Genomic DNA, 13252 nt, shown 5'->3' with positions numbered 1-13252 from the left:
AATGAATGAATCTTACTGTTCTAATAACGAGCTTTGAATTTCTTGCGTGACTTTGTCGCCGCCTTCTTTGTTCCATTGTTCTACAAATGAATCAAAGGCGCTGATCGGTTCTTGGCCGATAATGATTTTGGAGAACGTTTCATACTCGAGCTTTCTCAGATTGCTCCATCGCTTCTCCATCGTTTTGGTTCTTTCATAAGTCAAGGTATTGACCCACTTGAACTTGCCGTCCACATAAGGCTTCAGGCCGATGGCAAAGGAATAAACCAATCCGAAATCATTCGCCTTGTCCCCGGAGAAATCCCAACCCGAGATGTTCATATTGTCGTACGGCTCGGTTTTGAGAGCGATCATTTTGTCGAATATCGAGATCGCGCCAGGATCGTAGCTGTTAAAGTTAGCGTGTATCTCGTCGACCGTTTTCTTGCCGGCAGTATAGTTGTCCATTTCCTGCAAGATCTTGGCAGGACCGTCCGCGAGCGAGAACGTCTGAGCCCCCCACGGGAATGGATAATCCCCCAAAATGGCTTGTTCCTCCTTGTCGACGTAGTTTGGCAGACCGTCTTTGAAAATGTTCAGCAGTTTAATCACGGCTTCCGGGTTTTTGACGTCCTTGCTGATGACCGCAAAGTTTGCGGCTGCGTTGCCGGCTTTCGCCAGGTAAATACCGTCGGAGCCGGAAGGCAAAAGATAAGGCTGCCAGTTGGCATTATTGTCATTTTTCCAGCTGCCTCCGATCTCGGTGAATGGGTTCCACCAAGTACCGAAGAACAACCCCGCTTTGTTACCTGAAACCAGTTCTTCCGTTTTGGACGTTATCATGCCCTTGGAAATCAGCCCTTGTTTGTACATGTCGGCCAATTTTTGAAGAGCCGCCTTTGTTTCGGGCAGAACCGAACCGTAAACCGCCTTGCCGTCGCTGCCATTTACCCAAATGCCCGGGAAAGCGTTGTAGGCTGAGAATATAGGATCAAAGTGCAAGCTGAAGTTCTGGTTGTCCATATCCTGGTACAGCTGTCCATTTTGCGACGGACCCACAAGGCCCACCGTATCCGCTTTGCCGTTGCCGTCCGGATCTTGCTCGACGAACGCTTTCGCCACGGCTTCAAGCTCCTCCAGGGTCGTAGGCGCCTTGAGTTTCAGTTTATCCAGCCAATCTTGACGAATCCACATGTTAGCCAAGAAATCCGGAAGCGGCTTGGAGGCAGGAATGGCATACATCTTGCCGTCTTCCTTGACCAGGCTGTCGAACAGTTCCTTGTTAGAGTTGTATATTTCCTTCACCTGCGGGCTTGCGTACTGCTCCCAAACCTCGGAGATGTCCATGGCGAGACCTGCTTTGACAATTGCTCTGTACTCGTTATAAGTCAGATTCGTTAAGAAATCCGGGATTTTCCCGCTTGCGATTGCCAAATCCACCTGCCTTGGATAGTCGGCTGCGACGAATTCATAGTCGACCTGAATATTGAACTTTTCCTTAAGCATTCTTGTATACGCATTGTCTTCCAAGGATTGGCCTTCAGGGTATTTCGCATTCGGGTCCACCCATGATCCCCTCGAAATGACGGTCAGCTCAGACTGTTTGCCAAGCGGATCCGCTTTCGTCTCCGCTGGAGCCGTAGACTGGTCGGCAGAAGGCTGGGTGTTGCCGCCATTGTCGTTATTGCTGGCACACCCCGCGAGTAAGGAAGCGCCAAGTGCCAAGGACAAGGCTGCTACGCTCGCTTTTTTGATGATGCTTGATTTCTTCATACGTACATTCCCCTTTTATTGTTATTTATGTCAAAGGATGTTCTCCTCGAACAACGACGCCGCGGACAAGCGGTTAGCCCTTTACGGATCCAAGCGTAATCCCTTTCACGAAATATCTCTGCAAGAACGGATAGATCAGCAGCACCGGAATCATCGCCACAAAAATCTTGGCCGCATTCAAGGAATCGTTATTCAATTTGGACATCCGTTCGAGTTGTTCGAGGGACATAGTCGCCAGATTTTGCTGGTTCGTCGAGACGACCAACTGCTGAATATAGGTTTGCAACGGATAGCTCTCCGCTCGCGTGGACAGGACCATCCCTTGAAAGAAATCGTTCCAATGCCCAACCATCGTGAACAAAAGGACGGTCGCTAATACGGGCTTTAGGAGCGGCAGCAATACCTGAAACAGTACTCTCCACGGACCAGCCCCGTCGATTTTCGCCGCTTCTTCCAGCTCTTCCGGCAGGTTCTTGATGAAGTTCGTAATCAGAACCATGTTGAATATCGGAATTCCGCCGCTTAGTACCAAGCCCCAGACGCTGTCCAGCAGATTGTAGTTCCCCATGGTGATAAACCAAGGAATCAAACCGCCGTTAAACAACAAGCAGAAGACGAATGCCCACATCAGCAAATTGCGTCCCGGAAATTGCTTGCTTGTTCTGGACAACGGGTACGCAGCGAGCGTCAACACCAGCATCGAAAACGCCGCTCCAAGAATAACCCGTTGTACAGATACCCAAAACGCTCTAAAGAAACCGGAATCCGACAAAATCGCGTCAAACGAATATAAATTGAAGCCAATCGGAAAAACAGATACAAGTCCCGCCTGCACGGCTTCTTTTTCACTTAACGCAACCATCAAGGTATACCAGAGCGGCAACAAACACAGCAGCGTCAAGATAATGAGAAAGATTAAATTGATTACGTCAAACGTTTTTGATCCCAATGAACGATTCTCGATCACTTTGTTCCCTCCAAACTCAGAAGATTCGGTAGCCCAAAAGCTTCTTCGCCAGCCAGTACCCTGCGGTAATGAGAATAAAGCTGACGACCGATTTCAATAAACCAACCGCTGTGCCAAAACTGAAATCCAACCCCTGCAACCCTGCGCGATAAACATAAGTATCAATAATATCTCCGGTGCTGTACACGAGCGGGTTGTACAAGTTGTATACTTGGTCGAAGCCTGCATCCAGGATGCCTCCAAGCGACAAAATGGCTAATAGTGCGATGGTGCTGCGAATGCCCGGCAACGTTACATTCCACATTTTTCTCCAGCGACCCGCCCCGTCCATCACTGCCGCCTCATAGAGCGTGTGATCAATGCCGGCCAATGCGGCCAAATAGATGATCGCGTTGAAGCCAAAGTTCTTCCATACATCCGATCCGATAATGAAACTCCTGAATAAATCCGCCTTTTGAAAAAATAGGACAGGGTCCAGGCCCATAAATTCCAACAGATTGTTTACCGGGCCATTAAACGAAAAGATTTGCAGCATAATGCCGGATAAAATAACCCAAGATAAAAAATGAGGCAGGTATACGCTCGTTTGAATCATCTTGACCAAGTACTTTTGTCTTAGCTCATTCAGCAGCAACGCGAATACTAACGGAATGAACAAATTGCTGATGATTTTGCCAAAAGCAATGATCAATGTATTTCTCAAGGCAACTCGCACATCATTCAACTCAAACATGTATTGGAAATGCTCAAGACCGACAAATTCCGAATGCAGAAACCCTGTCCCCGCATTGTAATCCTGGAATGCCATCACAATTCCAAACATCGGAACGATTTGAAACAAAACTAACCAAATGAAAGCCGGAACAAGCATGATCCAGTAATGCTTCACATCGGGATTCTTAAAACCCCTGCGCTTTACCCCCACATTTTCATTCTTCAAGTTAGTACTCACTAGCGGGAATCCCTCCACATTCTATAAATTACAAAGTAAGCGTTAAGCAAGATGAAGTTTAGAAGAATATCTCCGCGATAACCGCTTCGCCGTCGTTAGCGAAAACCTCCACCGAGCAGTTGTCGACAAGTATCCGAAGCCGAATACCCAGCTTTGAAACTCCTTCATCCCCCTCCAGATCAGCGATTGCATCTTCATGATATGTTTTGCTCCGCTCCCGATAAAACTAGTTTGTTTTTCATTTGTCGCCCCCTAAAGTATAATTCTGCTCCTATTCATGAATATTTATGAATACGTATTACCAAGTTGGAAGCACTTACAGCGCAAGCATATCACTTTGATAAAATAGTTGTCAACACTGGGCTTATGGTTTAATTTTAAAATTTCACTGGAAATTGTATGGTTGATTTATCCAGACTTATAGAATACGATTTCTAAAAATGAAAGAAATATTCCTGAATAAAATAAATTCGTATTCAGAATATATTATTGCACTTGGTTTTATGATATAGTAACTCTGAAAGGAGCTCATTCCGATGGCAAAAATGACTATGAAGGACATAGCCAAAAAGGCGAAAGTGTCCCAACCGACCGTATCCCGGGTCCTTAATGGCCATAAAGGAGTCAGCGAAGAAATCGTCAATTCCGTTATGAAAGTGGTTGAAGAGGTTGGTTATGTTCCCAATAAAGCGGCTCAAGCGCTGAAAAGAAGCAGTACGAACATTATTGGCATAAGCATAAGGGAGATCGACAATCCTTATTTTGTGGATATCATTGATTCGCTGGAGCTTGAAGCGAGGAAGAACGGGTACAATATTCTCTTTCACAACTCCAAATACAATCCGGTGACGGAATGGGAGAACATACAAAACTTTGTTTCCCGGCAGGTAGATGGGATCATCATCGTGCCTTCAAGTGATTTTAACCTTGAGAGGATTTCAAAATTGGATATCCCTACCGTTGTGATAACCAACAATAATAAAAAAATGCTCGACAGTGTCGGACTCAATCATCTTCAAGCAGGCAAATTGGCCGGGGAAAGCTTCATTCATTCAGGACACAAGACATTTGGATACATTGGAGCGATACGAGACGACGAAAAATTTTACGGTTTCGAAAGCGTTTTGCAAGAAAACGGCTTTACGTTTGACCCAAAAAACTTCCTGCTAGTTGAATCTTCTAATGACAACATTATGATTCGCAGATATATCGAAAAATATTTGGATAAGTCGGAAAAGCTTGAATTTACATGTCTATTCGCGGAAAATGACATCATGGCCCTTGAGTTCATGAAAGCCGCGGAGAAAAGACAAATTCGGGTTCCCGAAGACGTTAGCATCATTGGTTTTGATGATACGTATCTGGCGAAAATCATGGAGATTTCAAGCATTCATCAACCAATTGGGGAAATGGTAAAGACTAGTTTTGAAATACTCCTGAACCGTATCAATCAAGAGGTGCCCCCCACCAGTCTGGTAAATATTATGATGGAACCCACCTTGATCGAAAGAAAAAGCTCCAAGTTTAGACGAAGATAATTTACCATGAGATCCTTAGAGTCTAAGAAGCGGTTGTACCGGAGATTATACCGGGACAACCGCTTTGTTTTTTTGATTGAATGCCTGCACGGCATAGGATATTTGAACTCTTCACAAACCGAAAATTGAATAGGAAACAATGAAAGCGTACAATACTGCAATTGGAAGCTATAGGCATTCTTAACCGGCACCGGCTACTTTATTTTCTTTCTACAGGTGGTTTGGTACTGAGACTATATTTTTCTGAAAGCTTCGGAACGTAAAGGAGGAAAAGCTGGCCAATGGAACCTACCGGGTCTTAGACGGGACGATCTTGCCCGGCTTAGAGCCGGTCGTTCGCTTGGCCAGCCCGACTGAACGAGCTGTGGGATCCAAACAGCGCCAAAGGATGATATAAAATGAGCCCATTAAATACGCGGGGTGGACGAGTCAACCGCGAGCCTCCGCGTTTCGACGTTTAATCTGCGCTAACACTTCCGTAATCGGGCGACCAAACCCTGCTCCCTTCCGCTCCTTCTCCGCCTTATACCGCATACCAACTATCGGTAATGCATCCGCAACGAATGGCGCTTCATACTCACCTGCAACGTTCAGCCACACGCCGATAAACTGAAACCGCTTCGTAGTTTCGAACGCGTTGCGAGATAAGTACGGCATCAGCCGCTCGTATACGCCGGCATTCGTATTCTTATATACGTGCCAATTCGCGCTCGCTGCCATCATCATATCGACAAATCCGCTGTAACGTTTGAACTGCGTGAAGTGATGGAAGATGATAACGGGCGCCATGCGGTACTTCAGTCCCTCCGATAACATGTGCTCCATAAAATGAACGAGGCCGTCCGATAGAAACTGGTGCGGTTCGTTTAACACAAGATACGTACCGGCACCACGCCCGCCTAGCGCTACCTTAACGAGGAATACGTTAAGCGTCAGCCAGTAGGCAAGGATTTGTACAGCGCGCTCCGATATCTTACCGGTCGGCACGCGGAATAACACGACTTTGCCTTCGCTAATCCAGCGGAATAAATCTACGCGCGTATCCGGCGACTGGCAGAATAGCGGACGTAAAAATTCGCTGTTCATAATCTGCCCGATCCGCCGTGCTACCGGTGCGTATTTCTGCGCCTGCATACCATCGGACATTTTATCGTAGTCGCGCCAGATATCGACGTCGAATGTCGGAATGTGTATGCTATACACCGTCCCCCTATCCGTAGCCGTGCCCACGAGTATTCCGCTATCATCTAAGAACACGCGCGGCAGCTCGATCTCGACGCGGCGGTTCGTGGCCATCACTCCGCATAATCCGCCTGCAGTTCGGCCGTCGGTAACTGCGTTAATTTGCCGAGTTCATCGACGCTCATGCTCCGTATATGGACGCGGATCGCTTGTTATCGCCCGCCAGCCCACCGTACGCGCCCGCCACTGACCGCGCCAACATGCCGCGCTTAACCTCATCCGCTGCCGTGACCGCGTATCGTATCGACGTTTTGAAAACGGGCAGATTGCGTTTGTTCTTCGTCATAGCGGAGAGATCGCCGTTAACGAGTAATTCCGCACGCTCTGGATTAAGGAACGTCGGGCGTTCCGTTTTGGCACGCGGTCCGTTACCATGAAAGAACGTTTTCTCTACGCCAGCGATTACGTCGTCGATTAACATGCGGACTTCGTAAAATACATACGCGCCTACATTAACCGCATCGCGTAAAATCGCAATGGATCGAAGGCGGCGCGATAAGGTACACCACCCTTTCCACGGAAACCATTTTAGTCCGCCCGGAGAAAACCCCCTTTCATCTTGGCCGTACGGAACTCGCGTTTTGTTGGCGGTCCCCCTTCCTGATCAGAAACATGGGCTTTTGATTATATGTCTGGATATGATCGATCAAACCGCTCAAATAATAGTCCGTCACACGCACCGGAAACGTCGCCATCCGATCCCTCAAAATATTTTCAATCACCCAAGCTTTGCGTGTCCACCATTCATACGTTTTCCCCGATTCTTGTGCGGCTTCCAGATACTCATTTGAACCGGTATCCATCACCTTATTAAAAAGTCGCAGATAGTTATATTGGTTCTTCCTCTCCTTCCGGACCAGCCGCAGCAAGTAAATCAAAAAAGTCGTAGACTTCTCCATCAATTCCGGTGTGGAGAGCTCCACATAGTCGGCGCAAACAAACGGATCGGCCGTAATAGGCTTCCGGCCCCCATCCTGCTGGACGTCAGCCGAAGCAATCGTCATCTGACAAAACGTGCAGTAATAGTGGTCTGCATCAAAAACAAGCGCTAAGCCGCAATATGGGCATGTTTGCATTGGCGTATCCTCCCTGTTTGTTTTAAGACACCCGCCGAAATAATTTCCCCGGCGGGCGAGTTGATTCATTGTTCCACTTCAACCATACATGCTGGCAGAACGCCTGCTATTCCACGTATTGCATCATTCGCATCCATACCAGATCTCGTCTATGCCGTTGCCGACATCTCTGCTTTTTTGCCTGACTTACGACTTCTTAGTTTTTCTTCTGCAAATGCTTGAATGAATGATTGGACTTCATCTGTTGGGTGACAATTCTTCATGCCACAAACTTGAATAATCTTCTGGTCAATGACTTCCATCGTGTAAAAGGGCATATCTGGCTGATCAATCTTCCGGATAAAGAAGATATTTGATTTTCCCTCTGCATACTTCTCCGCGTATCCGCTGACGCAATGCTGCAGTGCTTTCCCTTCTTCAAACAGCTCTATACTGTCTCTGGCCGGACGCAAGAAAAATTTGCTGTCCGTGAAATGAAACGCTTGAAGTTCAGGGAGCCTTGCCGCTATTTTGATATTCAGCGATAAGTCCGCTTTAATCTTGACCTTCATGATCGTTTTTTGATGGGCGGCATACAAATCGTTCGGAAACAAAATAGAATCTTTGGATAAATCCATTTCAAGCGTTTGGCAGTCCTTTAAATAATCGCGCCATGCGGTTAAAACGGTCGTTGCCGACCGATAATGTTTCCCTTCTCTTCGCAGTTGTTTGAGGATGTAACGATTGATTTGATCCATAGAAGTAAGTGAGAGCAGTTTCTCGATTTCCGTTGCATAGTACTCTTCTCCAAGTGCGCCAAGAAGACTGGCATCGGTCATCGTGATCTGAGAACCACGTTTTTTTGAAACATGGAAATAGTGTAAGTCCATTGCCTTTAAGGTAAGCCCGTGATCTTTAATGTCACGAAGCTCCTTTTTAGAAAGTCGCATGACTTTCGGCAGCGTCTTGCCCCTCCAGTTGATAACGCCGTATGTTTTATCGCCTGTCAGTTTCGCTTGGACGATATGCTGAAACCCTGCCTTGGTAATGTACTCGATGCTCGGATACTGCACGTAACGTTGAAAAAAACGGATCATATCCCCATTTCGATCAAAATACCTTTCCCAAGTGCTGTACTGAAAAGGCGTACCCTTTACGGCTTCCTCTATACTTGCCCGGCAAACCGTTGTACGCCTGTTTACCATGGATGGAGGGTAATCGGAAAAGACCTGTATCCGCTTAAACCATTTCCCCCATCTATTTTCAAGCAGCACATAGTTCCCCGGTTCAAAAAGATACATATATTCAACGCGATACTCCGTTTTCGTTTCCCGGTAATCTCCGCTGTAATCGCGGGCAACTAAAATTCCTCGCGCCGTGATCGCTTCCGGATGGAGAACGGATTTCTCGTAAAACGTGAAGTACGCTTGATCAACCATGGCTTTCCTTCCCATTCCACTCGCTTTCACCTTGCATGTCGAACCGCATTTTTTGCAAACCGTTTCGTCTCCATGTTTCAGTTTTTCGGTCAGATACTCTTTCTGGCAATGGGTGCAGAACCCGAATTGAAAGCCCCCGTGACGCCGCGTGAAGAGATATCGGCTCGAAATCAGCGCGACATCGGTAGCATAAGCCACGATTGCTTTGCTGATTTTTTGCGGAAAATGAGCAAAAATACGATGCTTTTCAGTAGAGGTTAGTTCCGTCATCGTTACATCCCTCCCAAAAATAGATCTAGCGTGAGCTGCCCGGAGTCCGCTTTCTTGTTTGACTTCTTGATCGGTTCAGCAGCTACACGTTTTGGGGGTACGGCTGGTGAGGGTTGCGAAGTTCGAACAGGAGCAGCCTGGACGATAGGAAGCGGATTTTTAAAATAGGCAAGAACCGCTTCAAACCCTTCTTCATCCGTCAGCACCGCAACATCGCCGACCCTCTTTTTTACTGCCACCTTCCGCATGGCATCCAAGCTACTGGCAATACTCTTCTTTTCCTCCATGATCTTTTCCGCAAGGTCGATATGATCGGGCAAATTTTGAAGTAGGAATTTCCCAATCACCTGTACATATGGATGATTCGTATGGGCATCCATTTCCGCTTGAATTTTTTGAATGGCTTTTGCGGTCATTATCATATTCCTCCACCCGTTTTTTGTTTTGAATCCGAATATGGGGAACCACCGCCCCCGATTGGGGCGGCCGAAATTCCTGTTTAGATGCGGTTGCAAAGACCTTTAATAGCCGTTATCCATATCGTGATGCAAGAAAAGTTGTTTGAAATGTTGTTCCCGTTTTTTGGTGTAGGCCTCGTTTAAGTTTCGGCGCAGTTCCAACTCGCGGATGTACGCCTTCATGCAATCTATTTCGTAAATTTCCGGCGTTACGTCCGCGACATCGAGTATTTCGGTTATCGTCATCATGTCGTAAGTCTTTACCGATTTCACAGCTTTAAAGAATCCAATTTGAAGCGAATGTTCGATAACAGCCCATACAAGATTTTTGTAAGTTTCATACGAGGATGCGAAACATTTTCCCATTTGAATCATCTCTCCTATTTCTTTGATTTTCTCGTGCACGGTCTTGAACCCATGGCGCAACTTTTTATCGGGAACCCTCCCCGGCCTCGATCGGGGAGGGGCCCCCGATTGGGGCCGGCGCGTTAGTAGCGCAAATACGGTATTTTCGACCTTTCGCCGCTTTCTTCATCCTCTTTCTCTAGCCACGTCCAGAACACGACGATTTGCCCCTTCTCACCCTTCTTTACCTTGCCCCCGGCTTCGGTCACCTGCTTAAAGCTCGCGTACTCTCCGGGCTCCAGCAAGAGCGTATTAATGCCCCTGTACGGCTTTTGGGTTTTCCAATTCACCGCCGCACCGACTCGCCAAGGTCTGCGCCAAGGCACAACGCCTTTTTCTAACTGCTTTATAATCCGCTCGGTTACCATCTCATAAATTTTTACGCTCATATGTTCCCTCTCCCTTATCGCGTGGTATAATGGAGGGGTGAAGCCTCGAAAATCTTCACCCCGGCCGAATTGCTCCTTTAAAGCAACTCGGCTTTTAATATTCTTCTGGTAAAAGAAAAGTCGAAACGCTGCGGTCGGCTTCTGTGATAATCCAAAACTTCACGCCGCCCACGCTTGTGAAAGCCGACAGGAGCCGAAAACCCTTCTCTAAGGCTTCGTTGTTGTGTGCCCAATCCTCGGCGCAAACATCGCCCCAATCGCCGTTTTGATGCCGTGTAAGGGCTGAAATGCGGTCTTTCTCGCTTGTCGCTCTCATGACTCCGGTTGTCGCAACCACTTGTCCCAATGGAAATTTACCGAAAAATAAATGCGTCATGCGCTTTTCCTCGCTTTCATTTGATAGTAGGTGTTTAGCAATTTGTCCAACTTTTGCGACTGTTCCACCACTTGGGGAGCAGTTAAGCCGTACCGCTCGGCTAATTCATGCATGTTGTGCCGCGCTTCCTCTATCCGCTTCAGAAGCTCGTCCATCCGTTTTCACCTCCTTTCCCTGCAGGTCGTTCTCCATTTCGAAAACGTCCCCCTCATAAAACGGAAAATCAAGATCAACGAAATCATATGAAGATTCAAACCCCGTTTCCCGGCGCGGATAAAGCGCGTCAAACTCTCGATTGCCCATAGCTGTTTTTCACCCCCTTTCATGCTTGACTTTTTCCCTTGAACCCCTAAAATTCGGAACCTGTTTGCCGGTCCCCGCGGAGCGAAATGTTTAAGGTTTGTGAGCAGTTTTCTTGCTTGCTGCCTTGCCTTGCCGTATGTAGTTTTCAAAGAACAGAACATTCGTGTACCGTAGCCGTCGCAGATTTAAGAGCATATAGGTTCTCGCAGGGCAAGGCTGCCCGAAGGGACGACAAAAAGGTTTTTGAGCGTTTTACTCAAAAACCTTTTTTCGCCTTGCGCTGTGAGGTTCTCTATGCTCCCATGCGACGAGATGGCTACGGTACAGGATTGTGTCTTTGAAAAGCGGAATAGGGTAAGGCTGCACGCGAGAGAACGTCTGCGAAACGGGCCTTTTCTTCTTCGAGCTGCTTATAAAGGTCTTGCTTTCAGGGTCTACCCTCGAATGCTTTTGGAACGATGATGGAATGGAGAGATAGCGGATTGGAATCATGGTTCCGATCTGCTTCGTAGAACATGATGGTTTGCGAAGATGGAGCGCCAGTGGAAGCGGAGAACGCCATGATGTTAGAGCGTTACCCCAGAGGTTTTAAGCTTCCTTGCGAGTCCCGTTAAAAATCCGAAGTGGAAACCGAATGCTATTTCCGGGGTCGCTTGGGATTTAGGGATGGTGAACCGGGGGATTAGAATATTTGATCATTCGTCTTTGACTTCATTTGAAATTGAAGCCGAAGCTATCCGTTGCGTTATCATTCGGAACCCCTCTCCGAATGGGCGGCCCGATGCCGGCTGACCGATCACTTATCGGCATACGCTAATTCGGAATCCCCTCCGAACCTTTCGAAATGGAAACCAGATTAAGACTCTGGCTCAAGCCAGAACCATGCTTAAGGCATAAAAAAGCAGCCCTTAAAAGAGGTAGCACCAATGTCGGAACCCTTAACAGCAATATTATGTAGCAGCTGCGCTGATCTAGATCAAAGGCTTTTATACTCTCCCCTCCCGTGGAAAAAACTGCATAGTTACTGTCAATAAGAACCATACTATTACCAAAGAGAAAAGCGAAAACAGGGTGATATTCCATGAGTGACAGTCTTTCAGGCGTTTCCTCGCAGCCAAGCGGGAACGCGCAGTCAAGCGGACAGACAGGGATGAACGGAAATCCGTCGACCGAGCAGCCAAAAGAGCCGATCAGTGTTCAATTGGACGATAATCTCCGTCAGCTGGAAGACATATTCGCCAAAAATTCTGACATCGTATTCCGGCATTGGTCTTACGGCCCCGAAATGCAGCATAGGGCTTGCTCTATCTATTTCGAAACACTCATGCAAGGTGAAATTTATAACTATATGAAGGCTTCCCTACAAGATCTCGTTACGCATGAGGTCGGTCCCGCTGAGGACATCATACCGCAGGATATCTTCTCCTTTTTTACAATTCAGGCATGTATGCCTCGACTCGAATGCTTTAGGTGCTGGCGAAGGAGGGGAAAGCGCCGCGTTTCCTGGCTCGGCTGAATGAGCGCGGCATTCCGGTGGCATCGCTGCTGCTGACCGGCGCGCTCGGCATGTTTGCTTTTCTCGCTTCGTTTTTTGGCGACGGAGTTGTATATGTGTGGCTGCTCAACGCATCGGGGATGTCAGGGTTTATCGTGTGGCTAGGCATTGCGATCAGTCATTACCGCTTCCGCAAGGCGTATGTGGCATAGGGGCGGAGGCTGGAGGACTTGGCCTATCGGGCAAAATGGTACCCTTTCGGTCCGATTCTCGCGATGCTGCTCTGTCTCGTCGTAATCGGCGGATAGTTTGTCGGCGCTTTAGAGGACGGCCGAATCGACTGGGGCTACATCATCGCTTCTTATATCGGAATACCGCTATTTCTTGCTATCTTCATCGGTCACAAATGGAAGCATCGCACGAGGATGCTGACGCTGGAGGAATGCAAGCTGGATCCGGAGGAGAGCGTGGAAGGGTAATATACGCAAAGAAGGGGCTGTCCCACAATGAACTGCGCCCCGTCAAGTAGACAGTACAAATAATAAAAACCAGTTATGCGGCCTTAGTCCTAAATTCCATCGGACTGAGGCCGTTTAATTTCGCCTGTAATC

At 47.6% G+C, this 13252-nt stretch carries 15 protein-coding genes and 1 pseudogene; 3 read left to right on the top strand and 13 right to left on the bottom strand.

Annotated features, from left to right (window positions below; translation table 11 throughout):
- Positions 1–12: 12 nt before the first annotated feature.
- The 4 genes from ASG81_RS12750 to ASG81_RS33955 all read right to left on the bottom strand — a co-directional run bounded on the left by ASG81_RS12750 (position 13) and on the right by ASG81_RS33955 (position 3849).
- Entirely contained in the window at positions 13–1752 is a 1740-nt protein-coding gene (locus ASG81_RS12750; protein WP_056634392.1) for an extracellular solute-binding protein, read from the bottom strand.
- A 73-nt stretch (positions 1753–1825) separates the two neighbouring features.
- Positions 1826–2719, bottom strand: a complete 894-nt coding sequence (locus ASG81_RS12745; RefSeq protein ID WP_056634390.1) for a carbohydrate ABC transporter permease — start codon at positions 2717–2719, stop codon at positions 1826–1828.
- 16 nt (positions 2720–2735) lie between these two features.
- Positions 2736–3590 carry an ABC transporter permease gene (locus tag ASG81_RS12740; RefSeq protein ID WP_056634533.1) on the bottom strand — a complete coding sequence of 285 codons (855 nt, stop codon included), beginning with the start codon at positions 3588–3590 and terminating at the stop codon, positions 2736–2738.
- 139 nt (positions 3591–3729) lie between these two features.
- Complete coding sequence (locus tag ASG81_RS33955; protein WP_442952870.1) at positions 3730–3849, bottom strand: GH32 C-terminal domain-containing protein; 120 nt, start codon at positions 3847–3849, stop codon at positions 3730–3732.
- Positions 3850–4207: 358 nt separating this feature from the next.
- Between ASG81_RS33955 and ASG81_RS12735 the strand changes: the two genes are divergently transcribed.
- On the top strand, positions 4208–5209 hold the full coding sequence (locus ASG81_RS12735) for a LacI family DNA-binding transcriptional regulator (protein WP_056634387.1): 1002 nt from the start codon (positions 4208–4210) through the stop codon (positions 5207–5209).
- A 429-nt stretch (positions 5210–5638) separates the two neighbouring features.
- On the opposite strand, the gene ASG81_RS12730 is transcribed toward ASG81_RS12735, so the two are convergent.
- The 9 genes from ASG81_RS12730 to ASG81_RS29855 form a co-directional block, all read right to left on the bottom strand.
- Positions 5639–6508, bottom strand: coding sequence for a hypothetical protein (locus ASG81_RS12730; RefSeq protein ID WP_155971477.1), 870 nt, complete (start codon positions 6506–6508; stop codon positions 5639–5641).
- A 64-nt stretch (positions 6509–6572) separates the two neighbouring features.
- Positions 6573–6872, bottom strand: coding sequence for a hypothetical protein (locus tag ASG81_RS12725; RefSeq protein WP_056634382.1), 300 nt, complete (start codon positions 6870–6872; stop codon positions 6573–6575).
- Positions 6873–7005: 133 nt separating this feature from the next.
- A complete protein-coding gene (locus tag ASG81_RS12720) occupies positions 7006–7527 on the bottom strand; it encodes a hypothetical protein (protein WP_056634379.1) in 522 nt (173 codons plus the stop codon).
- Between the two features lie 149 nt (positions 7528–7676).
- The gene (locus ASG81_RS12715) at positions 7677–9215 is read right to left on the bottom strand and encodes a PcfJ domain-containing protein (RefSeq protein ID WP_056634376.1); all 1539 of its coding nucleotides are present in this window, start codon (positions 9213–9215) and stop codon (positions 7677–7679) included.
- 2 nt (positions 9216–9217) lie between these two features.
- The gene (locus tag ASG81_RS12710) at positions 9218–9631 is read right to left on the bottom strand and encodes a hypothetical protein (protein ID WP_056634373.1); all 414 of its coding nucleotides are present in this window, start codon (positions 9629–9631) and stop codon (positions 9218–9220) included.
- A gap of 105 nt (positions 9632–9736) precedes the next feature.
- Positions 9737–10039: a hypothetical protein gene (locus tag ASG81_RS12705; protein ID WP_056634370.1), complete on the bottom strand. Its 303-nt coding sequence runs from the start codon at positions 10037–10039 to the stop codon at positions 9737–9739.
- Positions 10040–10161: 122 nt separating this feature from the next.
- Positions 10162–10467, bottom strand: a complete 306-nt coding sequence (locus ASG81_RS12700) for an ArdC family protein (protein WP_327205165.1) — start codon at positions 10465–10467, stop codon at positions 10162–10164.
- Between the two features lie 94 nt (positions 10468–10561).
- Entirely contained in the window at positions 10562–10843 is a 282-nt protein-coding gene (locus ASG81_RS12695) for a hypothetical protein (RefSeq protein WP_056634367.1), read from the bottom strand.
- Positions 10840–10998: an aspartyl-phosphate phosphatase Spo0E family protein gene (locus ASG81_RS29855; protein WP_081417307.1), complete on the bottom strand. Its 159-nt coding sequence runs from the start codon at positions 10996–10998 to the stop codon at positions 10840–10842. The genes ASG81_RS12695 and ASG81_RS29855 overlap by 4 nt, the downstream gene beginning before the upstream one ends.
- A gap of 1229 nt (positions 10999–12227) precedes the next feature.
- On the opposite strand from ASG81_RS29855, the gene ASG81_RS31625 reads away from it, so the two are divergent.
- Positions 12228–12662 carry a hypothetical protein gene (locus ASG81_RS31625; protein ID WP_056634359.1) on the top strand — a complete coding sequence of 145 codons (435 nt, stop codon included), beginning with the start codon at positions 12228–12230 and terminating at the stop codon, positions 12660–12662.
- Positions 12581–13120 (top strand): annotated as a pseudogene (locus ASG81_RS29850) (amino acid permease); the annotation flags it as partial. The gene ASG81_RS31625 and the pseudogene ASG81_RS29850, both read left to right, overlap by 82 nt.
- Positions 13121–13252: the final 132 nt, after the last annotated feature.

Source organism: Paenibacillus sp. Soil522, from assembly GCF_001428245.1.
Classification (GTDB): Bacteria; Bacillota; Bacilli; order Paenibacillales; family Paenibacillaceae; genus Pristimantibacillus.
Note: the sequence above shows the minus strand (reverse complement) of the source record. Positions and strands in the feature narration are given on the sequence as shown.